Origin of the sequence: Micromonospora vinacea, from assembly GCF_015751785.1 — a bacterium.
Lineage (GTDB): Bacteria > Actinomycetota > Actinomycetes > Mycobacteriales > Micromonosporaceae > Micromonospora > Micromonospora vinacea.
The window spans coordinates 4,844,737-4,869,270 of sequence record NZ_JADOTY010000001.1 but is presented as its reverse complement, the minus strand read 5'-3'; the positions used below and the strand labels follow the sequence as shown (position 1 = coordinate 4,869,270).

28 protein-coding genes are annotated in these 24,534 nt (G+C 71.5%); 14 read left to right on the top strand and 14 right to left on the bottom strand.

Annotated elements, in window-relative coordinates; translation table 11 throughout:
* Positions 1 to 102: 102 nt before the first annotated feature.
* From IW249_RS22810 to IW249_RS22800, 3 genes are all read left to right on the top strand, one after another.
* Complete coding sequence (locus tag IW249_RS22810) at positions 103 to 525, top strand: MmcQ/YjbR family DNA-binding protein (protein ID WP_196922619.1); 423 nt, start codon at positions 103 to 105, stop codon at positions 523 to 525.
* A 99-nt stretch (positions 526 to 624) separates the two neighbouring features.
* Positions 625 to 1,005 carry a VOC family protein gene (locus tag IW249_RS22805; protein WP_196922618.1) on the top strand — a complete coding sequence of 127 codons (381 nt, stop codon included), beginning with the start codon at positions 625 to 627 and terminating at the stop codon, positions 1,003 to 1,005.
* 40 nt (positions 1,006 to 1,045) lie between these two features.
* Positions 1,046 to 1,741 carry an alpha/beta fold hydrolase gene (locus tag IW249_RS22800; RefSeq protein WP_196922617.1) on the top strand — a complete coding sequence of 232 codons (696 nt, stop codon included), beginning with the start codon at positions 1,046 to 1,048 and terminating at the stop codon, positions 1,739 to 1,741.
* A 34-nt stretch (positions 1,742 to 1,775) separates the two neighbouring features.
* Here IW249_RS22800 and IW249_RS22795 read toward each other — a convergent pair whose 3' ends face one another.
* The 3 genes from IW249_RS22795 to IW249_RS22785 form a co-directional block, all read right to left on the bottom strand.
* On the bottom strand, positions 1,776 to 3,050 hold the full coding sequence (locus IW249_RS22795) for an MFS transporter (protein WP_307788674.1): 1,275 nt from the start codon (positions 3,048 to 3,050) through the stop codon (positions 1,776 to 1,778).
* A complete protein-coding gene (locus IW249_RS22790) occupies positions 3,047 to 3,667 on the bottom strand; it encodes an ArsR/SmtB family transcription factor (RefSeq protein ID WP_196922616.1) in 621 nt (206 codons plus the stop codon). The genes IW249_RS22795 and IW249_RS22790 overlap by 4 nt, the downstream gene beginning before the upstream one ends.
* Before the next feature lie 61 nt (positions 3,668 to 3,728).
* Positions 3,729 to 5,300, bottom strand: a complete 1,572-nt coding sequence (locus tag IW249_RS22785) for an LLM class flavin-dependent oxidoreductase (RefSeq protein ID WP_196922615.1) — start codon at positions 5,298 to 5,300, stop codon at positions 3,729 to 3,731.
* Between the two features lie 114 nt (positions 5,301 to 5,414).
* Between IW249_RS22785 and IW249_RS22780 the strand changes: the two genes are divergently transcribed.
* Positions 5,415 to 6,008 carry a MarR family winged helix-turn-helix transcriptional regulator gene (locus tag IW249_RS22780; protein ID WP_196922614.1) on the top strand — a complete coding sequence of 198 codons (594 nt, stop codon included), beginning with the start codon at positions 5,415 to 5,417 and terminating at the stop codon, positions 6,006 to 6,008.
* A gap of 91 nt (positions 6,009 to 6,099) precedes the next feature.
* On the opposite strand, the gene IW249_RS22775 is transcribed toward IW249_RS22780, so the two are convergent.
* From IW249_RS22775 to IW249_RS22760, 4 genes are all read right to left on the bottom strand, one after another.
* On the bottom strand, positions 6,100 to 7,611 hold the full coding sequence (locus IW249_RS22775; RefSeq protein ID WP_196922613.1) for a CehA/McbA family metallohydrolase domain-containing protein: 1,512 nt from the start codon (positions 7,609 to 7,611) through the stop codon (positions 6,100 to 6,102).
* Between the two features lie 199 nt (positions 7,612 to 7,810).
* Positions 7,811 to 9,793: a Xaa-Pro dipeptidyl-peptidase gene (locus IW249_RS22770; RefSeq protein WP_196922612.1), complete on the bottom strand. Its 1,983-nt coding sequence runs from the start codon at positions 9,791 to 9,793 to the stop codon at positions 7,811 to 7,813.
* 114 nt (positions 9,794 to 9,907) lie between these two features.
* Positions 9,908 to 10,570 (bottom strand): hypothetical protein, encoded by a 663-nt coding sequence (locus IW249_RS34385; RefSeq protein ID WP_231392621.1) that lies wholly within the window; start codon positions 10,568 to 10,570, stop codon positions 9,908 to 9,910.
* 246 nt (positions 10,571 to 10,816) lie between these two features.
* Complete coding sequence (locus IW249_RS22760) at positions 10,817 to 10,963, bottom strand: hypothetical protein (protein WP_196922611.1); 147 nt, start codon at positions 10,961 to 10,963, stop codon at positions 10,817 to 10,819.
* Between the two features lie 32 nt (positions 10,964 to 10,995).
* Between IW249_RS22760 and IW249_RS22755 the strand changes: the two genes are divergently transcribed.
* On the top strand, positions 10,996 to 11,958 hold the full coding sequence (locus tag IW249_RS22755; protein WP_196922610.1) for a helix-turn-helix transcriptional regulator: 963 nt from the start codon (positions 10,996 to 10,998) through the stop codon (positions 11,956 to 11,958).
* Positions 11,959 to 12,016: 58 nt separating this feature from the next.
* A complete protein-coding gene (locus IW249_RS22750) occupies positions 12,017 to 12,643 on the top strand; it encodes a DUF6624 domain-containing protein (protein ID WP_196922609.1) in 627 nt (208 codons plus the stop codon).
* Between the two features lie 46 nt (positions 12,644 to 12,689).
* Here IW249_RS22750 and IW249_RS22745 read toward each other — a convergent pair whose 3' ends face one another.
* A complete protein-coding gene (locus tag IW249_RS22745; RefSeq protein WP_307788673.1) occupies positions 12,690 to 13,463 on the bottom strand; it encodes a maleylpyruvate isomerase N-terminal domain-containing protein in 774 nt (257 codons plus the stop codon).
* A 94-nt stretch (positions 13,464 to 13,557) separates the two neighbouring features.
* Between IW249_RS22745 and IW249_RS22740 the strand changes: the two genes are divergently transcribed.
* Entirely contained in the window at positions 13,558 to 13,836 is a 279-nt protein-coding gene (locus tag IW249_RS22740; protein ID WP_196922608.1) for a DUF7336 domain-containing protein, read from the top strand.
* 59 nt (positions 13,837 to 13,895) lie between these two features.
* On the opposite strand, the gene IW249_RS22735 is transcribed toward IW249_RS22740, so the two are convergent.
* The gene (locus IW249_RS22735) at positions 13,896 to 14,291 is read right to left on the bottom strand and encodes a winged helix-turn-helix transcriptional regulator (protein ID WP_196924914.1); all 396 of its coding nucleotides are present in this window, start codon (positions 14,289 to 14,291) and stop codon (positions 13,896 to 13,898) included.
* Between the two features lie 97 nt (positions 14,292 to 14,388).
* Here IW249_RS22735 and IW249_RS22730 point away from each other — a divergent pair, with 97 nt between their 5' ends.
* On the top strand, positions 14,389 to 15,246 hold the full coding sequence (locus tag IW249_RS22730) for an SDR family oxidoreductase (protein ID WP_196922607.1): 858 nt from the start codon (positions 14,389 to 14,391) through the stop codon (positions 15,244 to 15,246).
* A 178-nt stretch (positions 15,247 to 15,424) separates the two neighbouring features.
* Positions 15,425 to 15,889 carry a GNAT family N-acetyltransferase gene (locus tag IW249_RS34380; RefSeq protein ID WP_196922606.1) on the top strand — a complete coding sequence of 155 codons (465 nt, stop codon included), beginning with the start codon at positions 15,425 to 15,427 and terminating at the stop codon, positions 15,887 to 15,889.
* 33 nt (positions 15,890 to 15,922) lie between these two features.
* On the opposite strand, the gene IW249_RS22720 is transcribed toward IW249_RS34380, so the two are convergent.
* Positions 15,923 to 16,282 (bottom strand): hypothetical protein, encoded by a 360-nt coding sequence (locus tag IW249_RS22720; protein WP_231392620.1) that lies wholly within the window; start codon positions 16,280 to 16,282, stop codon positions 15,923 to 15,925.
* Positions 16,283 to 16,390: 108 nt separating this feature from the next.
* The gene (locus IW249_RS22715; RefSeq protein ID WP_307788672.1) at positions 16,391 to 17,080 is read right to left on the bottom strand and encodes a TetR/AcrR family transcriptional regulator; all 690 of its coding nucleotides are present in this window, start codon (positions 17,078 to 17,080) and stop codon (positions 16,391 to 16,393) included.
* A 201-nt stretch (positions 17,081 to 17,281) separates the two neighbouring features.
* Between IW249_RS22715 and IW249_RS22710 the strand changes: the two genes are divergently transcribed.
* The 4 genes from IW249_RS22710 (at position 17,282) to IW249_RS22695 (ending at position 21,529) form a co-directional block, all read left to right on the top strand.
* Entirely contained in the window at positions 17,282 to 18,229 is a 948-nt protein-coding gene (locus IW249_RS22710) for an ion transporter (RefSeq protein WP_196922604.1), read from the top strand.
* 77 nt (positions 18,230 to 18,306) lie between these two features.
* Positions 18,307 to 19,476, top strand: coding sequence for an acyl-CoA dehydrogenase family protein (locus tag IW249_RS22705; RefSeq protein WP_196922603.1), 1,170 nt, complete (start codon positions 18,307 to 18,309; stop codon positions 19,474 to 19,476).
* Positions 19,476 to 20,321: a phosphate/phosphite/phosphonate ABC transporter substrate-binding protein gene (locus IW249_RS22700; RefSeq protein ID WP_196922602.1), complete on the top strand. Its 846-nt coding sequence runs from the start codon at positions 19,476 to 19,478 to the stop codon at positions 20,319 to 20,321. Before IW249_RS22705 ends, IW249_RS22700 begins: the two co-directional genes overlap by 1 nt.
* Positions 20,318 to 21,529 (top strand): ferritin-like domain-containing protein, encoded by a 1,212-nt coding sequence (locus IW249_RS22695; RefSeq protein ID WP_196922601.1) that lies wholly within the window; start codon positions 20,318 to 20,320, stop codon positions 21,527 to 21,529. The genes IW249_RS22700 and IW249_RS22695 overlap by 4 nt, the downstream gene beginning before the upstream one ends.
* A 63-nt stretch (positions 21,530 to 21,592) precedes the next feature.
* On the opposite strand, the gene IW249_RS22690 is transcribed toward IW249_RS22695, so the two are convergent.
* Both IW249_RS22690 and IW249_RS34805 read right to left on the bottom strand, forming a co-directional pair.
* Positions 21,593 to 21,943: a DUF1330 domain-containing protein gene (locus IW249_RS22690; protein ID WP_196922600.1), complete on the bottom strand. Its 351-nt coding sequence runs from the start codon at positions 21,941 to 21,943 to the stop codon at positions 21,593 to 21,595.
* Positions 21,944 to 22,066: 123 nt separating this feature from the next.
* Positions 22,067 to 22,657 (bottom strand): TetR/AcrR family transcriptional regulator, encoded by a 591-nt coding sequence (locus IW249_RS34805; RefSeq protein ID WP_196922599.1) that lies wholly within the window; start codon positions 22,655 to 22,657, stop codon positions 22,067 to 22,069.
* A gap of 117 nt (positions 22,658 to 22,774) precedes the next feature.
* Between IW249_RS34805 and IW249_RS22680 the strand changes: the two genes are divergently transcribed.
* A complete protein-coding gene (locus tag IW249_RS22680; RefSeq protein WP_196922598.1) occupies positions 22,775 to 23,128 on the top strand; it encodes a TraR/DksA family transcriptional regulator in 354 nt (117 codons plus the stop codon).
* 34 nt (positions 23,129 to 23,162) lie between these two features.
* Here the strand turns inward: IW249_RS22680 and eno are convergent, their stop codons facing one another.
* Complete coding sequence (gene eno / locus IW249_RS22675; RefSeq protein WP_196922597.1) at positions 23,163 to 24,428, bottom strand: phosphopyruvate hydratase; 1,266 nt, start codon at positions 24,426 to 24,428, stop codon at positions 23,163 to 23,165.
* Between the last annotated feature and the right edge of the window lie 106 nt (positions 24,429 to 24,534).

Sequence of the window (24,534 nt, the reverse complement as noted above, 5' to 3'; positions counted from 1 at the left end):
TCGCCCCGGCCCATCCTGGCCGATCGTCAGGGCGCACACCACCGGGCCGGGTGGGGTTCGGCGAGCGGAACTTGTCACACCGACCGGTTAGCGTCGTTGCCCGTGACCGCACCCGGAGACGTCCCGCCCGAGGTCCTCGACCGGCTCCGGCCGATCTGTCTCGGGTTGCCGGAGACCTATGAGGAGCCCGCCTGGGTGGGCACCCGCTGGCGGATCCGCAAGCGGACCTTCGCCCACGTGCTCACCGTCGACCCCGAGCGCCAGCCGGTCCACGCACGGGCCGCCGCACTCGACCAGCCCGCCTGCCTGCTGACCTTCCGGTCGCCACTCGACGAGATCGCCGGGCTCCTCGCGACGGGGCACCCCTTCTACAAACCGGACTGGAGTCCGAACGTGATGGGCATGGTCCTGGACGAGAACACCGACTGGGAGGAGGTGGGTGAGTTGCTCACCGAGAGCTACTGCGTCATGGCCCCGAAGCGGCTCGCCGCCCAGATCGGTCCCCCGGCACCGCCGCCCGGCTGAGCGCCGGCCCGGGTCGCGTACCTCAGTGCCTGCTCAGGTAGCGTCGAAACGCGGGCAGCCGTCGAGCGGCACCCCCGGATCCTCGATACCCTGGCCGGCATGCACCGAAGCCGCGTGTACGCGCTGCTGATCGACGCGCCTGAGGCGGAGGCCGCCCGGGCGGCGGAGTTCTGGTCGGCGGCGCTCGGCGTCAGCACCCGGTCCCATCCTGCCGAGCCGCAGTTCATCGGTCTGCACGAGGCGCTGCCAGGGCTGGTCGCCGCGGTCCAGGCGGTCGACGACGTGCCGCGCTTCCACCTCGACATCGAAACCGACGACGTGCCGGCCGAGACCGCGCGGTTGATCGGTCTGGGCGCCACCGAGGTGTCGCAGTGGCTCGAGTGTCGGGTCCTGCGGGCGCCCGGTGGTCACCTGCTCTGCGTGTTGCCGGTGGAGAGCCCGCCGGAGCTCTTCGCCGCCGAGGCCCGCACCTGGTCCTGACGCGTCGGGGCTGTCGGAGGGTGCCGCTAGGGTCCCGCCCATGGCTGAATTCGTACTGGTGGCGGGGGCGTGGCTGGGATCGTCGGCATGGGACGAGGTGGTGGCACCACTGCGGGCGGCCGGCCACGGCGTCCACGCGTTGACCCTCTCCGGTCTCGCCGAGAAGCGGGGCGTGCCCGCCGGGCAGCAGACCCACGTGCAGGACATCGTCGACGAGGTCGAGCGCCACGACCTGCGTGGTGTGGTGCTGGTCGGGCACAGCTACGCGGGCATTCCGGTGGGCCAGGCCGCCGAGCGGATCGGCGACCGGTTGAGCCGGGTGGTCTTCGTGGATTCCGAGGTGCCGGTCGACGGTGGGTCGTTCGCCTCCGGCTGGTGGCAGGGCCAGGCGGCCTTCGAGGCGCAACTCGCCGACAACGGCGGCGATTGGGCTCCGGCCAGCGTGGCCGACGTCGACGGTCAGGGTCTCACTGACGAGCAGATCGCCCGCCTGCTCGGAGGCGCCACTCCGCACCCGGGCGCCACGCTGACCGAGCCGGCCGTGCTGAGCCGACCGCTGGGTGAGCTGCCGGCGACTTACATCAAATGCCTGCTCGACGGGCCTGAGCCCAACGACACGGTGGCCAGCCTGCTGACCAGCGACCGCTGGCGACTGGTCACCATGGACACCGGCCACTGGCCGATGTTCTCCCAGCCCGCCGAGCTGGCCCGGATTCTGTTGGCGGAGGCGGCCTGACCTGGGGTGGCACGATGAAGAGCCGCCAGAGCCCTCAGGCCGCCGGTTCGTCGAGGGTTCTGATGTGGCGCACCGGCGACGCGACCAGCCAGAGCACGGCGAGCACGCCACCCAGGCCGGCGATGGCCAGGGTGGGTCGCAGCCCGATGGTGGTGCCCAACGCGCCACCGACCAGCGCGCCGAGCGGTCGGATGCCGTAGTTGACGGCACTGTAGGCACCGGCCCGGCGTCCTCGCGCGTCGTCGGGTGTCACGGCGGTGAGCAGGGCGTTGAGGTTCACGTCCATCAGCATCACCCCGACGCTGGAGACCAGCTCGATGGCCGCCAGCATGGCCACCTTGGTCCAGGTGGGGCCGGTCACCAGCGCGGTCAGCGCCAGCGGCGCGGGGAAGAGCACCGCGCCGATCATGGCGGTGCGGCCCAATCCGATGGCGCGGGAGATCCGTGGGGCGAGCGCCGCGCCCGCGAGCCCGCCGAGTGCCCCGAACCCGAGGGCGACGCCGATCGCGCCGGCGGACAGGTCGAGGTCCCGGCTGGCGTAGAGCACCAGCAGCGCGCCGGTGATGAAGGTGAAGAAGTTGACAGTGCTGGTGCAGCCGAGGGCGGCCCGCAGCACGGGGTGGCGCAGCACCAGCACGAGCCCTTCGCGGACCAGGCCGAGAGTGGACGTCTGACGCGGCGGCGGAGGCGCCTCGGTCACCGGGATGCGGCGGAGCAGCAGCGCGGAGCCGAGGAACGACACCGCGTCGACGAGGATCGCGACCGGCGCGCTGAGCGCCTGGACCAGCCCACCGCCGACGGCGGGGCCGGCGATGAAGGACAGCGATCGGCTCATGCTCAGTTTGCTGGTCGCGTCCACGTACGCCGATCGGGGCACCAGGGCGACGAAGAAGGCCTGACGCGCCATGGCGAACAGCACCGCTCCGAGGCCGGTGAGCAGTGCCACCAGGTAGAGCTGGGTGAGGGTGATCGCGTCGAACAGGTAGGCCACCGGCAGGCTGAGCAGCACCGCGGCGCGGACCAGGTCCGCGATGATCAGGAGTCGCCGCTTGTGGGTGCGTTGGTCCACCCACGCACCGAGGAACAGGCCCAGCAGGTTGGGCAGCCAGATCAGCGCGGTGAGGACACTGACCTGCACGGGTGTCGCGGTGAGCAGGGTGACGGCGATCAGCGGTAGAGCCAGTTCGCTGACCCGGTCGCCGAACTGGGAGATCGTCTCGCCGGCCCAGAAGGTGCGGAACCGCCGGTCGCGGTGCAGGGCCGGCGGAGGCACGGCGCCGGTGGCGCTCGCAGTGCCGGTGGCGGTCACGACGTGGCCGCGTCGTCGTCGCCGGGCTCGGTCGAGGCTTCGTCCCCCGGCTCGGGCAGGAGGTAGCGCAGCATCCGGACGATCCGCGCGCCGTCCGGGGCCGACGCCTCCTTGCGCCGCACGTATGGAGCGATCAGCTCTTCGATCGACTCCTCCAGTTGCCGCAATTCGTCGGCGGTGGCCACGAACCGGGTGTCGGCCATGCCGGCCAGCGCGCGCCACTCCGGTTCCAGTCGGGGTTCCTCGTGCAGCAGCCACTGCTGGGGTGCGTCGGCGTTGCGGGCGAACATCTCCGCGCGCAGCTGTTGGCTCGCGGACTGTCCCTCGACACTGTCGGACGCGGTGAAGCGGAAGCCCCGGGCGACGGCCTGCCACCAGCGTTCCCGCTTGCTGGTGGCGCCATCCCAGTCATGGACCAGGCCGAACGTCGCGAGGTGCCGCAGATGCCAGCTGACCACCGACGGTGTGGCGCCGACGTGCGGTGAGAGTCCGGTCGCCGTGGCCGGGCCGTGCCGTTGCAGGTGTTCGAGGATCGCCAGGCGCACCGGGTGGGCCAGCGCCCGCAGCGCCTGCGGCTCGGTGATCTCGAAATCCCCGTACGGATTCTTGAGAGACATGTTTCGAGAGTAGTCTCTCAGATTAGATCGGGGCAACCCCGAGCCGGCGGTGCCGCGTTGATCAGGCGATGCCCAGCCGCGCCAGCGGCTCGACCAGTTCCCGCTCCTCGTAGCTGAGGTGCGACAGCAGGGCGTCGGTCAGCAGGTCCACCGCGGCGCGCAGCTCGGCGATGCCGTCCGGAGACCCGACGTACGCGACCAGGGCTCTGTCGACACCCTCCAGCACGTCGTGGATGGCGTGGTGCTCCTGCTCCAGCCGGTCGACCACGGGGTTGAGTCGGGGGTCGCGCGCCCGCAACCGGGGGAAGAGCGACTGGTCCTCGATCGTGTGGTGGGTGGTGACGATGCGGCAGTACGACTCGCAGTAGACGCCGAGTGTCCACCGGTTCTGCCGCATGGTCATCGTGTTGATGTGGGACCGGGCCGCGCCGGCGTCGATCTCGCCGGCCGCCACCTGCTCGATCAGGTCGTGGATCTGGGCCAGCTCGGCGCGCAGGCCGTCGTGGATCTGCACGAGGTGCGCGCCGGTGGCCTGCTCCTGGGGGGTGTAGGTGCGCTCCGGGTCGGGCGCGGGCCCGGTCGGCCGGGTCGACTCGTCCCACACCTGCTGCTCGCTTCGCCGTACGCCGTCGTCCGGGGTCGGCACCACGGCGAAGGTACCGCCGCTCGCGGTGGCGTGGCTCGACCGGGCCGGCGACGCGACGACCCGCTCCGGCTCTGGAGTCGCAGCCGGAGCCGCACCCCGGTCACGTTCGGCGGCGACCAGCTCGCGGACGGCGGGGGCCACCTCGCCGGCGAAGCGGCGCAGGTCGTCGGGGTCGTCGCTGCCGAGGATGAAGGTTCCGACGCCGTCTACCAGTGCCAGCTCGGCCAACTCCTCGGCCCACTGCTCGGCGGGCCCGTTCAGCGGGCCGCTCCCGACGGCGGAGAACTCTCCGGCGATGTTGAGCAGCCGACGCACGTCCTGTGGGGATCGGCCGGCCTGCTGCGCGGCGTCGTCGATGATCTCGTTGCCCTTGCTCAGGTCACCGGGCTGAAGGTAGCCCAGCGTGGGCAGCCAGCCGTCGGCCCGACGCCCGGTGAGCTGGAGCATCCGGGGCTTGTACGCGCCCAGCCAGATCGGCACCGGGTGGGCCGGAGCGGGTCCACGCTTGGCGCCGACGACCCGGTAGAACTCGCCGTCGACCCGCACTCCGCCACGCGTCTCGGCGTCCCAGAGCTGACGGACGACCTCGATGGCCTCCTCCAGTGCTCGCACACCCTGGCCGGGGTTCAGCCGTCGGCCGCCCATCGCCTCGATGGCATCCCAGAACGCCCCCGCTCCGAGGCCGAGGCTGATCCGGCCACCGCTGAGCAGATCCAGGCTGGCCACGCTGCGGGCGAGCACCGCCGGCGGGCGCAGTGGCAGGTTCGTCACGTTCGCCGCCAGGTGCACCCGGCTGGTGCGGGCCGCCACGAAGCTCAGCAGCGTCCAGGTGTCGAGGAACGCCGGCTGGTACGGGTGATCCTGGAAGGTGACCAGGTCCAGCCCGACCTGCTCGGCCAGGACAGCGACGCCGACAGTGCGGTCCGGATTGCCAGCGCTGGGCGTGACGAAGGATCCGAAGACCAGGTCGTGGCCGTAGTCGCTCATCTGCGAGCCTCCCGATTCACCCGACGCCTCGGGTGATGCGTCGTGGCCTTAACCTTATGCCACACAGAACATCTTGTGCCAACAAGGTCTGCTTGACTGCGGTATTGTCGGGGGATGACGGGTGCCACTCGCCGGCCGGACCGGCCCGATCCGCTCGACGACGACCTGGGCTGGATGCTCGGGATCGTCTTCCGCGGCTACATCCGGGCGGCCGAGCACGCGCTCACCGACTTTCCCGGTGGCCCGCGCGGCTACCAACTGCTCACCGCGGCCAGCAACGGGCCGGCCCGAAACCAGGGCGCGATCGCCGAGGAGATCGGCATCGACCGCACCGTCCTCACGTACCTGATCGACGACCTGGAGCGGCCCGGGTTCGTCGTCCGGCGCGCGGATCCGGCCGACCGGCGCAACCGGCTGATCGAGGTCACCGACGCCGGTCGTGCCGCCTGGGACCAGCGGCGGTTGGCACTGCGGCAGGTCGAGTCGCACCTGCTGGGGGCGCTCACGCCGACCGAGTCGGCGACGCTGCGGTCACTGCTGCAGAAGGTCGCCTGCTCGGCCCAGGCGATGGACCCACTGCGCGACCTCTGCGAGGTGGTGACACAGGTGCAGGCCGACCCCACGCCCGCGGCCCGCCGGACCGGAGCCGCGGCGGTGCGCAGCGGGCGAACCACCACCCCCCGGGCCCGCCGCCGCAGCCCCGAGTGACCGGATACGACCGGGCGGGCCCGCCCCGCTGCGCCCGACGTCGTCCGTCGAGCGGTGCCGGACAGGCCCGCGATGTCGCTGTCGCGCTCGGTCAGCGCACGTGCACGAAGACCGGGTTCGAGTAGAACCACAGGTCGTCCCACGGGCTCTCCAGCCCGTCGGCGAGCGGCTCGGCCTCGTCGGTGCTGGTGCCGCGCACCCGCGCGTAGGTGTCCGCCTCGACATTGCGCAGGGTGTGCCGGATGACGTAGCTGTCGCCGTGCCGACGCCAGTCCCGCGGGCCGAACCGGGCCGCCACCTTGGTGGTGGGGTTGGTGTCGGCGTCCAGGCTGGCGCTCGGGCCGGTGATCTGGCCGACGATCAGGTCGACCCGGCGGACCTCGGGCCGGTCGCCGTTCGCGTTCACCCCGCCGAGCGGGCGGAACGTGATCTCGATCTCGACATCGGTACGGCTACGACGGCTCACCGTGATCGTCTCGCCCACCTCGGCGGTCCTGCCCTGAGAGGTGGCGGTGACGTCGAGGCTGCGGATCAGGTCGCCGGTGGTGACCCAGATCCGGCCGTTGCGCAGGCCGTCCATGATGTCGCCGTAGTCCTGGCGGGCGTGCACGTACGTCTTGCTGTACTCGCCCGGCCAGAAGTCCGAGCCGCCGCGGGTCCAGTGCACGTGCGAGTCCGAGGTCGCGGTGATCCACCAGCGCCGGCCCTCGCCGAGCAGTGAGTCCCACAGGCCGCCGACCCGAGCGGTCATCTGGTCGAAGCCACCGTAGGTGGGGTGGTTTCCGTACCCGCCCCGCTTGCCACCGTTGAGCGGGCCGGCCTGGTGGCCGGGCGCTCCCTCGAAGCCGATGTAGACGTCCGGCGCGGCGTTGTTGCCGTTGCGGAACTCGCGCGGGGTGTCCTGACCGTAGACGCCGAGACCGGGCGCCGAACGCGACGCGTGGTGGGCGATCACCAGCGGCTTGTGCGGCATGCCCCGGGCGACCTTGAGGAACTCCACCATCTTGGCCTCGGTGTCGCGGGCCGGGTCGGTGGGGAATGCGTCGTACTTGGCGAACCGGCTTTCCAGCTCGAAGAGCTGCTTCGCCTCGTCGTCGTGGCGCGGGATCATCAGCGTGTGGTGGTCCAGCGAGGGCGCGTCGAACTCCATGCCCCAGAACTGGAGCACCTCGGGGACCAGCTTGCGGGAGCGCAGCAGGTCGGGGTACGCCTGCTCGATGTTCACCTTCGAGTGGGTGGGTCCACCGTGGTCGGTGCACATCGCCCAGGTCAGACCGAAGTTCTTCGCCATGATGGCGTTGGTGACGATCGGGTAGACCGCGTCCGCGCCCTTGTGGAAGACGATCGGGGACTTCGTGGTGTCGAACTCGCCGCTGTACTCGGAGTGGATGTGGTGGTCGCCCGCGCGCCACGTCCGGTTCCTGGAGTTACCCCGGTCGGTCTTGTCGTCGTCACCCGGCCGGCGGTCCTCGTCGGCCCACGCCGCACCGGCGCCGACCAGTGGGCTGGCCGCGGCCAGCGTCGCGCCGACGCCCGCGTACTTGACCAGCTTGCGCCGGGACAGCTGCGCGTGCTCGGTCTCTTCGGGATGCTTGTCTCTCACGTGAGAGCCTCTCCTCGATCAAGCGAATGCTCTTTCGATCAAGGAGCCTCGGAGAAGGCGGTGAACACCCGCCGTACGCAACGGGTGCGCACGATGAACACCCTGCCCCGACCTGCGCGCAGCGCCGGACGGGGCAGCAGCGGGTGACTCAGCGACCGCGCGGAGTGTCCAGTCGGGACCGGCCTCGGGCAGGGCCGGGTCAGGGCACCTGCCGGGGGTCACGGGCCGTGCGGGCCGCCGACGGGTCGGCCGGCGCGGTGACCACCGACGGTGCGACATCGACGGCGGGCAGCCCCACGCGGCCGGCGGCCGGAAGGATCAGCTCACTGCGGCCGAGATCGACCCGCACTGTGGCGTCCCGGTCGTTCGTCTCGGTGAACTCCGGGTCGCTCTGGCCAAGGACCAGGCCGAGTACGTGCCCGGCGGGCAGCACCGCGTCGTACGCGTTCAGCGGCACGGTCACCGTGTACCACCGGTCCGGGAGCAGCGGGCTGCTGAACCGCAGCGAGCGGTGATGGGCGGCGTCGAGCCACCCCCGGGTCAACACGGCGTGGTCGGTGACCGCGGTGATCTCCTCGGTGTCCCGGTAGCAGGCGTCGTCGGCCGCCGTGGAGGCTCCCCAGCAGGACTCGGTCGTCAGCGTCCGGACGCCCTCCGAGTTGTCATAGCTGATCCGCTCGGCGGTGCCGTAGTCGACCAGCCGGGCGGTCAGCTCGGTGGTCGGCCGATCCACCCGGACCCGCAGCCGCACCGAGGGGCTGCCGGAGATCCGCAGCGGGGCGGTGAGGGCGCCGGAGAGGAAGACCAGCCGGCCGGCGGTCGCGGTACCGGGCTCGGCGACCAGCTCGGCCTCGGTCAGTGACTCGTCGAGGTAGGCCCGCTCCTGACCCGGCCGCGCGCCGCGCCCACCGAGGGTGCCGGTCACGCCGTCACCGGCACCGAGCGGAACGCGGACGTCCCGGGCGCCGGGGGCAGGCCAGTCCCGTTGCGTCGTCCACGTGCCCGGCGCGGTCTCCCGGTCGACCCGGGGCTCGCCCATCACCCCGTTGCGCAGCCCCTGCAACCAGTAGTCGAACCAGCGGTGCAGGGCGGCCACCCACTCGGCCCGCCGCACGTCGAAAGGGTCCTCGTGGCCGGCCTGGTAGAGCCACAGCTTGCGGGGCACACCCTGGTCGGCCAACTCCTGCCACCAGCGGGCGAACTGGTTGGTCGTGACGTTCAGGTCGTTGACGCCGTGCGCCACGAACACGCTGGCCCGGACCCGGTCGGCCGACGGCCGGTAGTCGCGCTGCGCCCAGAACCGGTTGTAGTCGCCGGTCTCGTCGGCGCTGTCGGCGCGCAGCCGCGCCAGCACGCCCGCGCAGGCGTCGTCGGTGCGACCGTTGACGTACGAGTGCAGGAAGCCGGGGTAGTCGGCGGCCCGCAGGTTCCCCTGGTAGCGCATGTAGTCGTACCAGCTGGAGATGGCCGAGATCGGCACGATGGTCGCCAGCCCGGGCACGCCGGTCGCGGCGACCCCGTTGGCGACCGAACCGTCCCACGACTTGCCGATCATGCCGACCTGGCCGGTGCTCCAAGCCGCGTCCACCGGTCGGCCGTCGGCGGTGAACGCGCGGGCCCGCCCGTTGAGCCAGTCGACGACGGCCTTGGCGCTGCCCACCTCGGCCGGGCCGCCGACGTCCTCGCAGCCGGTGGAGCGGGCGGTGCCGGCGAGGTCCACGGCGGCGAACGCGTACCCGCGCGGGACGAAGTAGTTGTCGTAGAAGAGCGGGGCCTTGGCGATCACGCCGGCCGCGTCGTACGTCTTCAGCTCGCCCTCGTTGCCCCGACCGCAGCAGAGGTAGTAGGGCGAGGCGTCCATGATGACCGGTACGCGGACCCCGGCGGTGGCGGCTTCCCGGGGCCGGACGAGGTCCACCGCCACCCGGTCGCGCACCCCGTCTCCGTCGGTGTCGGCGCGGGTCTCCACCCAGACGCTCTCCCGGATCGCGTCGGCGTAGGAGTAGGCGGGGACCGTCTTGTCGCCCACGACGTGCGCGGGCGGTGGCCGGTGCCCCGCCGCCGGTTGCGCCGCGATCGGGGAGGCGACCACCGGCGCTGCGGGCAGTGCCGCGACCAGCAGACCGACCAGGACGCTGGCGACCCGAGCGCGGGTACCGGCGATCGACGGAGCAGACGTCATCGGTGTCCTCCCGGGGCGCGACACGTGGTTCATATTCCATCGCATCGATGGGCCTGCTGCCTAGTGCCGTACCGATCCGGGTTCCGACCGACGGGTGGGGCGCCGACGGTCGAGTCAGATCCGAGCGCGGGGCAGCCAGCCCAGGAACCGGAGCCGGACCCGAGGCAGCGGCAGCGTGGGCAGGTCCTCGGCCGCCGCGACGAGGCAGGAGCCGAGATAGACCGCGAGGGAGGCGCGCGCTCCACCGAACTCGGCGAGCAGCTGGCTCTGCTTGGTGGCGCAGGGCCACTCGCGGCCGCACCCGGTGCAGGTCCAGCTCGGCGGGTTGGGCAGGTGCTCCGGCAGCTTGGCGCGGCGGTACCGACCGACGACGCTGTTGTCCGAGCGCACGTCGCGTCGCCGCGACGCGGGACCGTCGTTGCGGTGGGGTACCGGACGGGCACCGGGTAGGTAGCGCCCGACGGTGCCGAGGAGCACCCCGACCCGGATCAGCGCGTCCGGTCCGACCTGCTGGGTCAGCAACGCGGTCATCAGGTAGTGCCCCAGCAGGTCGAAGGCGTCCCGGTTCAGACCCAGGTCACGGCAGAGGTCGACGAAGTCCGGCGTGGCCAGTGGCACCCGGTCGTCGAGTGCCCGGCGGAGCACCTCACGCAGCCCACGCCCGAGCCGCTCCAGCGCGTCACCCTCGCCCAGGCCCAGGCTGTCCTCGTCCGCCACCCGGGCCAGCGCCTCGGCGACGGCCAGCCGAACGACGCGGTCAGGATCGCTACTGTCCAACGGTTTCCCCCTCCGTGGGTCGGCCTCCCGGCGGTGACCCGGTCGTCCTCCGATGAATCATGAACAAGATTTCGCTGTCGGCCACGAGGGTGGCTAGGACCGCAGACGCAGAACCATTCGGCGCGCTAGCCGGAAAACGAAGTCGAGCTGCCGACACGCGGCCGTGATTCGCCGGGCGACGGGTCCGCGATTGTCGTAGGGTGACATTCCCATCTACAGATATTGCGCTCCACAGTCGTTGAATGGTCAGACCAGATCCGACGCCCGCAACCGGTCGCTGCCGTCCCGCTCGCGACGTTCCCCGTCACCGCACCGCCGCCGGCCAAAGACGTGCCGGTCACCGCCGAGCACCCCGGCACGTCCCGAACCTGCCGTCGGCACCCGTTCCAGCACCCGGCGGCACCTCCACCGGACGGAGACAGCGGATGACGTCATCGCCAGTGCAGACCCACCAGTTCGACAGTCGCGACCCGGCGGCCATCCACGAATTTCTGTCCGCCACGTACGACCCGAAACTGCGCATTCAGAGCAAGAACGGCTATCGGCTCAACCACCACCGCGTCGACACCGGCCCCTTCGCCATCGCTACCACCCGGCAGACCGGGCACCTCGACATCGATGCCAGCACCCTCGGCGGCCTGGTCATCGGCCGCACCCGCACCGCGCACGTCAATCGCTCCTGCGCCGGATCGGCCCACCGGTTCGGCCCCGGTGAGGTCTTCCTGGTCACCAGGCCGGAGGAGCCGTGCACCGTCCAGTGGCATCCCGGTGAGGTGGAGCTGTGCGTACTGGACCTGTCGGTGCTGGCGCAGGTGGCCACCACCGCGCCGGCCCGTCGGCCCGGTCGGATCGAGTTCACCGAGCTGGGCGCCGCCAGTGCGGCCCTCGCCCGGCAGTGGCGCAACACCACCAGCTTCGTCCGCGACGTCGTGTTGAACAGCCCCGCCGCCGGGGCACAACAGCTGGTGATCGGCAACGCCGCCCGGATGCTGGCCGCGGCGGCGCTCGCGGTCTTCCCCAACACCGCGTTCACCGAACCGACCGCCGCGGACCGGAACGACGCCACCACCGCCACGCTGCGACGGGCGATCGCGTTCCTGGAGGAGCACGCCGACCGGGACATCAGCGCGGCCGACATCGCCGGCGCGGCCGGCGTCTCCCTGCGGGCGGTGCAACTCGCCTTCCGTCGTCATCTCGGCACCACCCCGATGGCCTACCTGCGTCGGGTCCGGCTCGTCCGGGCACACCACGACCTGGTACGCGCCGACCCGGGTCAGGAGACGGTCTCGGCGATCGCCAGTCGGTGGGGATTCGCCAGCCACAGCAGGTTCACCGCCCGGTACCACGCCAGCTTCGGTGTGCCGCCGCGCGAGACGCTGAACACCTGAGACACGGTCGCGGTCCGCGCCTTGTGGGGGTGACCACGACCCGACGACAATCGACGAGGTGAAGCTCCCGTCGCCGCTCACGGTGCCGCTGGTGGCACTGCTCACCCTCGCTGCCTGCGGCACCTCGTCCGGGCCGGCCGGCGACTCACCGAGCAGCGCGCCGCCGGCAGCCCCGAGCGCCTCCTCCCCCGCCTCCTTCGACAAGGCGCTGCACGACGAGTTGATCGCGATGCTGGCGCGCGACCAGGCCGACCGCGGGGGCACGCCGCAGAGCGAGTCCGACCAGGCCCGCACCGCCCGGTTGAAGGAGATCATCCGTACCCACGGCTGGCCGACGTTCGCCCTCGTGGGCGAGGATGGCGGCAACGCCGCCTGGGCGATCGCCCAGCACTCCGACCAGGATCCGACCTTCCAACAGGAGGCACTGGACCTGCTGCGGGCCGCAGTGACCGCCCGCCAGGCATCGCCGGGCAACCTGGCCTACCTGGAGGACCGGGTCGCGGTGGGCAAGGGCGAGCCCCAGGGGTACGGCACACAGATCCGCTGCGGACCGGACGGCCCTGTCCCGACGACTCCGATCAGGGACGAGCCGGAGGTCGAACGACGCCGGGCCGAGGCCGGCCTGCCGACGCTGGCCAGCTACCTGGCCGAGATGACCACGATCTGCGCGCAGGACGCCAACTAGTGCGGCTGCTGCTGGCCCTCTGACCGGGAACGTCTACCGGGTTGCCTTACGCGTTCGGGTCCCAGTCTGCGAGCTGCTCCATCGGCTGGGTGTCGCCGGTGGTCTCCAGACCATCGAGCGGGACGCGGTCGTAGAAGTAGAGGACCAGTTCGCTCGCTGCGCCACGCATCCCCATGTCGCCCGGCTCCGCGTCGGTGGCGAGGTCGTCGCAGCGGACGCCGTCGGCGTTCAGGGTCAGGCGCCAGGAGCGGCCCTCGGTCGTGTGCAGGTCGATGGTCGCCGGCTTGAACGGCCAGGGGACGGTCGTCGCCGCGACGGTCGTCAGGAACTCGTCGACGCCCTCGACCGCCACGTCCGTCGGCAGCGGCTGTGCGGCCCCCTGGGTGAGCTGGACGTCGTAGGTGTGGACAGCCAGCTCCTGAATCTGGTGCCGGGCCACGGCTCCGCTGGTCTGCGGGGCCTGCGAGCGGCCCCACCAGGTCCAGCAGCCGCGGTCCGGGCCGGCCGCGCGCATCGCGTCGAGCATGAGCTCGGTCGACTCGGCGAGCCAGGCGTCCAGGGATTCGCGGTCGCGGGGCGCCGTCGGGGCGCCCTTCGGGTCCGTCCTCGCCGGGGGCTCAGCGCCCGGGCCAGCCGCGATGATGGCGGCCTGGCGGCGGCGGCCGTCGCCGAGGTGCTGCGCCAGTTCGCGCAGCGTCCAGTCCGGGCAGGTCGGGACCTGGACGTCAAGGTCGGGGGCGGACGCGATCGCGGCACGGAACGCGGCCGAGCGGTCTTCGATCAGCCGCAGGACCTCGGGAAACTCCACAATGTATTGCACGCCCGTTGTGTATCACTGCGCTTCGGCCGCCGGATAGCAAATTTGTCGGACGAACCGGGAGCGTTCACCGGGTGGGCCGGGTTAGCCTGCGCCCGTGAAGGTCTATCCCCTCTGGCACATCAGCCACCAGAACGAAGGCGGCCCCGACGACGAGACGATTCACCTCGACGACGAGGGGGTGTTCGTCGACGAGCAGGACGGCGACGACGTCAAGCTGCTCGGCATCTACTCCTCCGAGGCCGTGGCTGAAGAGCGGATGCGCCGCGCGCGTCTCTTACCAGGCTTCGCCGACGAGCCGGACTGCTTCCAGATCGGGGAGTACGACCTCGATGAGGACCACTGGACCGAGGGCTTCGTCCGCGTGTCGGTCTAGGCCTTCGGGCGAGCGACCCTGCAGAGGGCAGCAACCCGGCAAACGTCCCGGTCAGAGCACTAGCCCCGGTCGCGCTCGCGGCTGTCGCGGGCGGTCTGCAGCTCGGGCACCGAGGCTTCCAACAGGTCGGCGAGGCCGCGCAGTTGCTCGGCGACCCGGGCGCCCAGGGGGGTCAGCGAGTATTCGACCCGCGGTGGAATCGCGGTGAGCACCTCGCGGGTGAGCATTCCGTCGCGTTCGAGGGTCTGAAGGGTCTGCGAGAGCATCCGCTCGCTGACCCCGTCGATGCGGCGCCGCAGCGCGTTGAACCGGTAGCGACCCTCGCCGAGCGCCAACAGGGCCAGCGAGGCCCATTTCGAGGTGACGTCCTCGAAGGCCGCACGGGAGGTGCACCCCCGGGCGAAGACATCGCTGACGAATTCCTGGGTAGGCCCCGCCGGGTCCTGGGCCGGCATGTCGCTCACCTCACCAGCCTATCCCACGCTGCTCGTAGGTTAGTGCTGTAGATTCGTAAGTGCTTACTGATCTGTTTCCCACCCTCCGGAGGTTCCCATGCCCACCTACGCCGTCACCGGCGCCACCGGCCGACTGGGCCGCCTGGTGATCGAGCAGCTGCTCGACAGCGGCGTACCCGCCGCCGAGATCGCCGCCGTCGTCCGCAGCCCGGAGAAGGCCGCCGAACTGGCCGCGCGCGGAGTAGAGATCCGCAAGGCCAACTACGACGACCCGTCGACGCTGCCCGGCGCCGTGGCCGGCGTACGCCGCCTGCTGCTCATCTCCGGCGACACTCCCGGTCAACGCGTCGCACAGCACACAGCGGTCATCGACGCCGCCAAGCTCGCCGGGGTCGAGCGGCTCGTCTACACCAGCATCCTGAGGGCCGACACCACAGCGAACCCGCTCGCTCCGGAGCACAAGGCCACCGAGGAGGTCCTCGCCGCGTCCGGTCTGGCCTACACCGTGCTGCGCAACAGCTGGTACACCGAGAACTACACCGACCAGCTGCCGCAGTACCTCGGGTCCGGCACCATCCTCGGCGCCACCGGCGGCAGCAAGATCTCCGCCGCGACCCGGGCGGACTACGCAGGGGCGGCCGTGGCCGCGCTGACCCGCGCGGAGGACGGCAACGCCGTCTACGAACTGGGCGGCACCGCGTTCACCTTCGACGAGCTGGCCGAGGCCGTCACCGAGGTGACCGGCACCACCGTCGTCCACCAGGACATGTCCGCCGCCGAGCTGGCCTCGGCCCTAGAGAACGTCGGCCTGGACGCGGGCACCGCCGGTTTCGTCGCCGCGCTCGACCAGTCCATCGCCAACGGCGAGCTGGCGACCGACAGTGACGACCTCAGTCGGCTGCTCGGCCGGCCGAGCACCCCGCTGCGCGACGCCATCCGGGCCGCGCGGGCCTGACCGGTTCACCGCCGAAGCGGGCGGCGGCGCCCCGGTTGCCGTCGCCCGCCACGTGGTGCAGGCGGCCACGTATCCTCCAGGGCATGGTGAGGTGCGTCGACGACCAGTGCGGTCGGCACAGCCGGCCGCCACGCCGGCACCCGGCGCGGTCCGAACTGGACACTCCGGCGTCGGCCCGGTGAGCGGCGGTGACTTCGTCGTCCGCGCCGCCGTACCGCAGGACGACCCCGAGCGGGTCTTCGACGTGCTGTGGCAGCTCGCGCCCGACGACGCACGGCCGGACCCCGGCCGGCTGGCCGCCGCCTGGCGCGACCTGCACGCGCAGGCTGGCCGGCGTCTCCTGCTGGCCGTCGCCGGGAGCACCTTCGTGGGCACCCTGGACACCCTCGTCGCCCCCAACCTCACCCACGGCGCGCGACCGTACATGGTGGTGGAGAACGTGGTGGTCGCGCCCGAATGGCGCCGCCGCGGGGTCGCCCGGGCCCTCATGCTGGCGGCGCTCGACGACGCGGCGGCGGCCGGCTGTTACAAGGTCCAACTGGTGTCGAACGCCGCGCGCACCGACGCCCACCGGTTCTACGCGTCAATCGGGTTCGCGCAGTCCGCTGTCGGTTACCGCCGATACCTCACCACCGCGCCGTGACACCGGCTGCGGGCGCTCCCACATCCCGGCCGACTACTCCGCCTCGTCCTGCTCATCGGTGAGCTCGGCCAGGACGTCGGCCGCGTCCCGGTTCCCGCCGTCGGCGAGCCGGCGAAGTTCGCCGACGTCCGCCCGCTCCGCGGCCAACTCGACGAGCTGGTCGGCGGCGTCCCGGTCGCCCTGGTCGGCGAGGCGCCGCAGCTCGTTCAGGTCGCCGAGTTCGGTGGCGAGCTCGACCAGTTGGGCCGCCGCGTCGGCGTTGCCGTCCTCGGCCAGCTGACGCAGCTCGGCCAGGTCACCCCGCTCCCCCGCGAGCTCGACGAGTTGGTCGATCGCGTCCCGGTCACCGTCCTTGGCCCGTTGGCGCAGGTCAACAAGATCAGGGTCGGACATCGCGCACCTCTCCCGCAGCTGGCGCGGGGTCGTCTGGCCCCGCCCACCATCGAGAACCTAGTCGAGGTGCGCGGAGAAACGGCAGAAACCACAGGTCCGCCGAGGCGGTCAGCCCGTCTCGGTCGACTCCACGAGCAGCAGACCGGTCAGCAGACTGCGCAGGGTCCGCTCGACGAGGTCCGCCCGGGGCGCCGGCCCGGAGGGCTGACTGAACGCCGCGACCAGGTGCGGGTACGCGGCGAGGTCCACCCCGGCGAAGCTGAACGCCCCGGCGGCGGACTCACGGCGGGCGAAGAGGCTCACCACGCCGGTCATCATCGCGATGGCCTCGAACTTGGCGGCCACGGGGCAGCGCACGGGTTGCAGGACCCGGAGGCAGTTGTCGAACCAGGCCAGGCTCTCCGGGCCGATGCCGGAGGGCCGGTGGATCACGTCGAGCAGCCACGGGTGGGCGCCGAACAGCGCCAACTGACGGCGCCCCAGCAGCACCATCGTCTCCAACCAGTCGCCCTCCACCTGTGGGTACGGGCGCAGCTCCCCCGCCGCCCGGTCGGTCATCAGGTCCAGCAGGTCGTCGCGGGACGACAGGTAGCGGTAGAGGGATCCGGCACCGGTGCCGAGCGCGGCGGCCACGGCGCGCATCGACACCGCGGCCAGCCCTTCGGTGTCGGCCAGGGCGATCGCAGCTACGACGATGCTGTCCCGACTGTGCCCCGGAGCGGGCCCGCGGCTGCCGCGTTCGGGCCTGCTCCAGATCGGCTGCCGGTCGGGGCCGCCGGTCGCGGCTGTGTCACTCACTGACCTACTGTAAACCGCAAACGTCGTTCGCGATTTGCGGGCCGGCACACGGCGAACGAGTCCCGCCGCACGGATCGCGCGTCGCCCAGCGTCGTTGATCTTGGATAGGCTGGTGGGCATGCCCGCACACCATCCGCACCGCCACGACGACGGCCGGAGGTGGGCCCCTGCGGCGGCGCGCCTGATCGAGTCGGCCGACTGGTGAGTGACGCACCCGTGCCCGCCCCGCGGGGTGGTCCGTCCACACCAGAGCCGCACCGCTCAGGATGGACCGACCGATGCGACAGGCTCGCCCGGTCCCGCCCCTTCGAGATCGCCATCGTCGTGGTCATCCTCGCCAACGGCATCGTTCTCGGCCTGGAGACGTACGACGACCTGAGCCCGGCGGGCACCGCGCTGCACGGGCTGGAACTGTTCTTCCGGGCCGTCTTCGTCGTCGAGATCGCCATCCGGCTGGCCGCCTACGGCAGACGCCCACAGGACTTCTTCCGGCACGGCTGGAACGTCTTCGACTTCGTGGTGATCGCGGCGATCTTCATCCCGGGCCTGCACGGCGACCCGGCACTGCTGCGGGTCGTGCGGGTCGCCCGCATGGTCCGCCTGGTGCGGTTCTCGCCGGGTCTGCGGACCATCGTCTCCGCGCTGTGGCGCAGCCTGCCCGGTGTCACCGGGTTCCTCGCCCTGGCCGTGGTGACGCTCTACGTGTACGGCATGGCCGGCTGGCTGATCTTCGGCAACAGGTACCCGGAGGAGTACGGCGACATCGGCCGGTCGCTGCTGACGTTGTTCGTCCTGCTGTCGCTGGAGACGCTGCCGGACCTCATCGAGCAGGGCATGGCGATCTCACCGTGGACGCTGCTCTACTACGTCAGCTACGTGGTCATCACCGTCAACCTGCTGCTCAACATCCTCATCGCGGTCATCGTGAACTCCATGGAGGAGGCCCGCCGGTTGGAGATGACCGAGCGCCTGGCCCCCGGGTACGACGAGGACGGCGACGGCGTGCCGGACGAGGTGGACCGGATCGCGCTCACCCAACGGTTGGACGACCTGCGGGCGGTCATCACCGAGTTGGAACGGGAACTGCGCATCGACCGGGACGACGGGCACGGCCGACCCCACCGGGACCACGCCCGCGTCAGACGGTAATCCGACGCTCGCGCTGCGTCTTCGGGTTCGGATAGTGTCGACGGCGGTCCCATCGGCCTCCCTGAAGGGGTAACGGCATGACGACCAGTGTCGACAATGCCCAGACCGCCACCGATCCCGCGGACACACTGGGCACGGTTATCGACGACGTGATCCGCCCGCAGGCGCCGATCGTCGACCGGGACGGGGCCTTCCCCCGTCCGGGCGTCGACGCTCTCGCCGCGGCCGGCCTGCTCGGCCTGGCCTCCTCGACCGAGGTCGGTGGCGGCGGCCACGGCATACGAGCGGTCGCCGAGGTCATCGAGCGGCTGGCCGCCGAGTGCGGGTCCACCGCGATGGTGGTGCTCATGCACTACGCGGCGACCGCCGTCATCGAGGCGCACGGCCCGCGCGACGTCCGCGCGGCCATCGCCGCCGGAGATCACCTCACCACGTTGGCGTTCTCCGAGTACGGCTCGCGCAGCCACTTCTGGTCACCGACCGGCACCGCGGCGGCCGCCGACGCCGACACCGTCCGCCTCGATGCCCGTAAGAGCTGGGTCACCTCGGCCGGCGAGGCCAACAGCTACGTCTGGTCGAGCCTTCCGCTGACCCGCGACGCCGGCGCGATGACGCTGTGGCTGGTGCCGGCCGACAGCGCCGGCCTGAGCGTTACCGGCGACTTCGACGGGCTGGGCCTGCGCGGCAACGGCTCCCGCCCGATGACCGCCGACGGGCTCCACGTTCCGGCGGCGGCGAGGATGGCTGCCGACGGGGCGGGGCTGGACACCGCGCTCGGCGCGGTCCTGCCCTGGTTCCTGGTGCTCAACGCCGCTTTCTGCCTCGGTCTCGCCGACAGCGCGGTGGCCGAGGCCGGCCGACATCTCACCAGGACCACGCTCGCGCACACCGGTGCCGCCCTGCGCGACGCGCCCGTCACCCGACGCGACCTCGCCCGGCTGATGATCCGCACCGACGCGCTGCGCGCCTTCCTGGGCGACACGCTCACCGCACTGGAGACCGGCCGCGACGACGCCATGTTGCGGGTGCTCCAGGTCAAGGCGCTCGCCGGCGAGACCGTCGCCGACGTGACCGATGGCGCGATGCAGCTCTGCGGCGGCAGCGCCTTCCGCAAGGAGTTGGGCCTTGAGCGCCGTTTCCGGGACGCCCGCGCGGCCCGGGTGATGGCACCGACAACCGACGCGTTGCACGACTTCGTCGGTCGGGTCGCCACCGGGCTGCCGCTGCTCGACGAGGCCAACCGCTGATGCCCGCGCCAACCGTTCTGCTGGGCGCGGTCGCGTACGACCCCAAGGTGGTGACCATCTGGGAGGGGTTCCGTGCCTGGCTGCGCGGGCGGGGCCTGGACTTCGACTTCGTCCTCTACTCGCACTACGAGCGACAGGTCGAGGATCTCGTCGCCGGGCGGATCGACGCGGCCTGGAACTCTCCCCTGGCCTGGCTGCGGGCCGAGCGGCTGGCGGCCGCCAACGGCACGACAGTGCGTGCGCTCGCCATGCGCGACACCGACCAGGACCTCACCTCGGTCGTGGTGGTTCGCGCGGACTCGCCGGTGCGCCAGGTCGCGGACCTCGCCGGACGGGTGGTCGCCGTCGGGGCGATCGACAGTCCACAGGCGACGTTGATTCCGTTGGGTCACCTCGCGGCGGCCGGGGTCACTGTCGACGTACGCCGGTTCGACGTGGGTGTCGGCCTGCACGGCGACCACATCGGCGGCGAGCGCGACGCGGCCCGCGCCCTGGTGGCCGGGGAGGTCGACGCCGCCTGCATGATCGACGCCAACCATCTGGCGTTCGTCCAGGAGGGCACGTTACCGCCCGAGGGCACCCGCATCGTGGCGCAGACCGCACGCTACGACCACTGCAACATGACGGTCCGCGCACCGGAGTCCGACGGGGTCCGGCTTTTCGGCAAACTGCTGCTCGGCATGTCGTACGCCGATCCGCAGGTGCGCCCGCTGCTCGACCTGGAGGGGCTGACGGCCTGGCGGGAGGGCCGCACCACCGGCTATGACGCCCTCGCCGACGCGGTCGACGCCAACGGCTTCTACTCCCCCGACGGGCGGGTGACGGCCCCGGACTACCGGCCGTGAGCACGGCACCGGTCCCCGAGGTCGACCTCGGCGATCTGGGTTTCGGCCGGGGCGCGCACCTGCTCGTGCAACGCGCCCTGGCCGGGCTGCCGCCCGGCGGCCGGTTGGCGGTCACCGGCCGCGACCCGGCGCTGCGCGTACACCTTCCTGCCTGGTGTCGTGGTCGGGGCCATCGGGTCGAATGGCCGGATCGGGGCGACGGGAGCGACCTCGTCGCGGTCGTGGTGCGGGGTTCGGCGGACGACGACCGCTGGTTCGGCGCCGAGCGGGCCGGACCGGCCCTGCCGTCGGCGCTCAGCAGCCGCCCACCGGCGCGGTGGGGGCTCGGCGCCCGGGGCGCGCTCCTCGAAGCCGGTGGTCCCGAGGCCCGCTTCGACCTGGACGACCGCGACCTGGTCTGGGCCGACATCGCCCCCCACCTGTACGCGCAGGCCGCCGCCCGACAGTGGGACCCGCAGACCGCGGTGCCGTGGGACGACCCGTTCGCGCTGCCGGCCGACGTCGAGGCCGCGGTGGTGCAGGTGATGACCTACCTGGTCGAGAACGAGCAGGCCGCCCTCGTCGTACCGGCCCGGTTAGTGGGGCGCATCCATCCGCACTTTCGGGAGGTGGTGCAGCTCCTCGCCGTGCAGATGGCCGACGAGGCCCGGCACATGGAGGTCTTCAGCCGGCGGGCGCTGCTGCGGGGCGCCGAGATGGGCACGTCATCCGCCGGCGGCCGGCAGTCGCTGTTCACGCTCGTCGCGGAGTCGGACTTCGCGTTGGCGTCGTTCCTGCTCTCCGTGCTCGGCGAGGGCAGTTTCGTCGACCTGCTCTCGTTCCTGCACGAGAACGCCCCGGACCCGGTGACCCGCCGGATCTGTTGGCTCGCCATGCAGGACGAGCGCCGGCACGTGGTGTTCGGCATGGCACACCTGGAGCATCAGGCGCAGCTGGATCCGCTGCTGCGGGACCGGCTGCGGGCGGCCATCCACCGCCGCCACGACGCGCTGGCCGACACGGCAGGGCTCAACGCTGACGTCTTCGACGCACTGGTGGTGCTCGCTGCGGGTGGTTGGCATCCGGACGACGTGTCCGCCGGCTTCGGCCGGGTGCAGGCCCTGCAACACGCGATGGATCAGGGCCGTCAACGCCGACTCGTGCGCCTGGGTTTCCGGGCCGACGAGGCGGCGGCGCTCTCCGCCCTGCACACCCGCAACTTCATGTAGCCGATCCCCGCGCACGGCTCGGCGTGCGCGGGGATCGCGGTACGGCAGGTCAGCGATCGCTGGTCACTGGCCGAGGAGGGTCCGGATCTGACGCGCGTAGCCGGCCACCGTGAAGTCCGGGCCGACCGAGTCCACCAGGACCAGGTCGTTGATGGTGTGATCGACGCGCAGCGACAGGATGGCCTGGTACTCGGGCGAGTTGTACCAGGTCTTGGCGGTTTCCGCGTCCGGGAACTCGATCAGCACGACCGAACCGGGCCAGCTGCCCTCGAGGACCTGCACCTCGGCATCCAGGACGAGCCACTTGGCGCCGTACGCCTCGGTGGTGGCCTGCACCTGCTCCAGGTAACGCAGGGACTCCTCGGTCGGCACACCGCCGGGGATACGCAGGTGGTTGATCAGGTAGGTGCTCATGTCTCACTCCTCAGTGCGGGGTGCTGCTTCCCGGTCGAAGGCGTACGACCGGTCGTCTTGGATTGGGTAAACGTCGCGCCGAATGGGACGACGCGGACAGTCACCGCTGGGATCGGACGCGGATCAGGTGAGGATCCGGCCCGTGGTGATCGTGAAGAACTCCTGGAGAGCAGCCGGGTCACCGGATGCCTTCGCCCGTGCTGCCGCGCCCTCGTAACTGGAGACGATGAAGCCGGCGAGATCGATGGCCGGTTCGTCGCCGTGCAGTTCACCGGCGGCCCGCGCCTGCTCGATCGCCGTGGCGAGCGCGGCTACCCAGCGGCCGAAGCCGGCGTCGACGGCGTTTCGCAGAACGTCGCTGTGTGCCGGGATCTCGGTGGCGAAGTTGCCGAGCAGGCATCCCCGGTCACCCATGGTGTCGCCGAGGCCGGTGATGTATCTCAGATGACCCGTGATCCGCTCCAGCGGCGTGCCGCCCTGCTTCTCGTCGAGCATCTCCAGCCCCATCGCCGCGGAGTATCTCGCCACCGAGTCGAGGGCGAGGTCTTCCTTGCTGGCGAAGTGGTTGTAGAAGGTGCCCTTGGGCGCCCCGGCGGCGGCGACGATGTCCTGGACGCTCGTGCCGTTGTAGCCGCGCAGGTGGAACAGGTCCAGCGCCGCGTCGGACAACCGTTGCCGGGTCCCGGCGGAGGCTGGCGACTTCGGTCGTGGCATTTCGTGGCACTCCTCTCGCCCGGGTTCCGGCTGACTGACAGACACCACGATATGACCGGTCGTCTCGGAATGCCAGTGATGTGACCGCTGTCATCCCCCAGGTACTGTGGAACGGCCATGAACAGGGATTCCAGCGCGGTCCGCGAGGAGTTGCTGCGGCTGCGCGAACAGACCGAGGCTCAGGCCACCGCCCTGGACGGCGACCTGCGGAGCCTCTTCGAGGCGTCCCGGTCGTCAAACGCCGATGACGAACACGACCCCGAGGGCAGCACCATCGCCTTCGAACGCGCGCAGCTCACCGCCGTCCTGGACGCCACCCGCCGACGCCTGGCCGAGCTGGACGTCGCGCTGCGACGGGTCGACGACGGCAGCTACGGCGTGTGCGAACGGTGCTCCCGTCCGATTCCCGCCGAGCGGCTCGTCGCCCGCCCGTCCGCGCGTACCTGCGTGGCCTGCGCCAGCCGACGGTGACGGTGCCGACCGGCCGAGGCGGTGGTCCGGCGCCTCAGCGGCTCGGAGCGTAGATGGCACGCTCGCCGAGCTCCTCCTCGATGCGGATGAGCTGGTTGTACTTCGCCGTGCGGTCGGAGCGCGACAGCGAGCCGGTCTTGATCTGCCCGCAGCCGACGCCCACCGCCAGGTCGGCGATGGTGGTGTCCTCGGTCTCCCCGGATCGGTGCGACATCACCACCCGGTACCCGGCCTTGTGGGCGGCGTCCACCGTCGCCAGGGTCTCGGTGAGCGTGCCGATCTGGTTGACCTTGACCAGGATCGCGTTGGCGTAACCACCGTCGATCCCATCGCGCAGCCGGTCGACGTCGGTGCAGAAGACGTCGTCGCCGACCAGCTGCACGCGCTCCCCGGCCACCTCCGTCAGCCGCTTCCAGCCGGCGATGTCGTCCTCGGCCATCGGGTCCTCGATCGAGCTGATCGGGTACCGGGAGACCAGGTCGAGCAGGTAGTCGACGTGCTCCTCGACGGTGCGCCGGCGTCCCTCGCCGACGTAGTCGTAGACGCCGTCACGGAAGAACTCCGAGCTGGCCGGGTCGAGGCAGATCCGCACGTCGACGCCGGGCTGGTAACCGGTGTCCTCGATGGCGCGCAGCACGAACCGCAGTGCCTCGTCGGCGTCCGTGACGTTCGGCGCGAAGCCGCCCTCGTCACCGACGTTGGTGCTGTGCCCGGCCGCGGCCAGGGAGGCCTTCAGGGTGTGGAAGACCTCCGAGCCCATCCGGACCGCCTCGGCGAAGGTCTGCGCGCCGACCGGGGCGATCATGAACTCCTGGAAGTCGAGCGGGTTGTCGGCGTGCGCGCCACCGTTGATGATGTTCATCATCGGCACCGGGAGCAGGCGGGCGCCGACGCCACCGACGTAGCGGTACAGAGGCTGCCGGTGGGCCAGCGCCGCCGCTTTCGCGGTCGCCAGGGACACCGCCAGGATCGCGTTGGCACCCAGTCGACCCTTGTCCTTGGAAGCGTCGAGGTCGATCATCGTCTCGTCGATGAGGGCCTGGTCCTCCGCGTCGAGCCCGAGCACCGCGTCGGCGATCTCGCCGTTGACCGCGCCGACGGCCCTGCCGACCCCCTTGCCGTGGAAACGCGTCCGGTCCCCGTCGCGCAGCTCGACCGCCTCGTTCGCCCCCGTCGACGCTCCGGACGGCACGGCCGCCCGACCGGTCGACCCGTCGGCGAGGACCACGTCGGCCTCCACTGTCGGGTTGCCCCTGCTGTCGAGGATCTGCCGAGCCCGTACCCGACTGATTGCCGTCATCACACACTCCCTGCTCAAGCTGCCTGTTCGCAGCCAGACTGGCAGGAAACGGCGGCTCTGACACCGCGACGATGGACACGTTGACCCGTACCCCGGGGTGCGGGTT

Excerpts from the sequence above, each read along its gene's own strand:
- IW249_RS22720 (WP_231392620.1), bottom strand. The coding sequence starts at position 16,282 with ATGTCCGACCCTGATCTTGTTGACCTGCGCCAACGGGCCAAGGACGGT.
- IW249_RS22735 (WP_196924914.1), bottom strand. The coding sequence starts at position 14,291 with ATGCCGGCCCAGGACCCGGCGGGGCCTACCCAGGAATTCGTCAGCGAT.
- IW249_RS22680 (WP_196922598.1), top strand. The coding sequence starts at position 22,775 with ATGAACAGGGATTCCAGCGCGGTCCGCGAGGAGTTGCTGCGGCTGCGC.
- IW249_RS22730 (WP_196922607.1), top strand. The coding sequence starts at position 14,389 with ATGCCCACCTACGCCGTCACCGGCGCCACCGGCCGACTGGGCCGCCTG.
- IW249_RS22700 (WP_196922602.1), top strand. The coding sequence starts at position 19,476 with ATGCCCGCGCCAACCGTTCTGCTGGGCGCGGTCGCGTACGACCCCAAG.
- IW249_RS22790 (WP_196922616.1), bottom strand. The coding sequence starts at position 3,667 with ATGTCTCTCAAGAATCCGTACGGGGATTTCGAGATCACCGAGCCGCAG.
- IW249_RS22800 (WP_196922617.1), top strand. The coding sequence starts at position 1,046 with ATGGCTGAATTCGTACTGGTGGCGGGGGCGTGGCTGGGATCGTCGGCA.
- IW249_RS22805 (WP_196922618.1), top strand. The coding sequence starts at position 625 with ATGCACCGAAGCCGCGTGTACGCGCTGCTGATCGACGCGCCTGAGGCG.
- IW249_RS22690 (WP_196922600.1), bottom strand. The coding sequence starts at position 21,943 with ATGAGCACCTACCTGATCAACCACCTGCGTATCCCCGGCGGTGTGCCG.
- IW249_RS22755 (WP_196922610.1), top strand. The coding sequence starts at position 10,996 with ATGACGTCATCGCCAGTGCAGACCCACCAGTTCGACAGTCGCGACCCG.
- eno (WP_196922597.1), bottom strand. The coding sequence starts at position 24,428 with ATGACGGCAATCAGTCGGGTACGGGCTCGGCAGATCCTCGACAGCAGG.
- IW249_RS22705 (WP_196922603.1), top strand. The coding sequence starts at position 18,307 with ATGACGACCAGTGTCGACAATGCCCAGACCGCCACCGATCCCGCGGAC.
- IW249_RS34805 (WP_196922599.1), bottom strand. The coding sequence starts at position 22,657 with ATGCCACGACCGAAGTCGCCAGCCTCCGCCGGGACCCGGCAACGGTTG.
- IW249_RS22785 (WP_196922615.1), bottom strand. The coding sequence starts at position 5,300 with ATGAGCGACTACGGCCACGACCTGGTCTTCGGATCCTTCGTCACGCCC.
- IW249_RS22770 (WP_196922612.1), bottom strand. The coding sequence starts at position 9,793 with ATGACGTCTGCTCCGTCGATCGCCGGTACCCGCGCTCGGGTCGCCAGC.
- IW249_RS22780 (WP_196922614.1), top strand. The coding sequence starts at position 5,415 with ATGACGGGTGCCACTCGCCGGCCGGACCGGCCCGATCCGCTCGACGAC.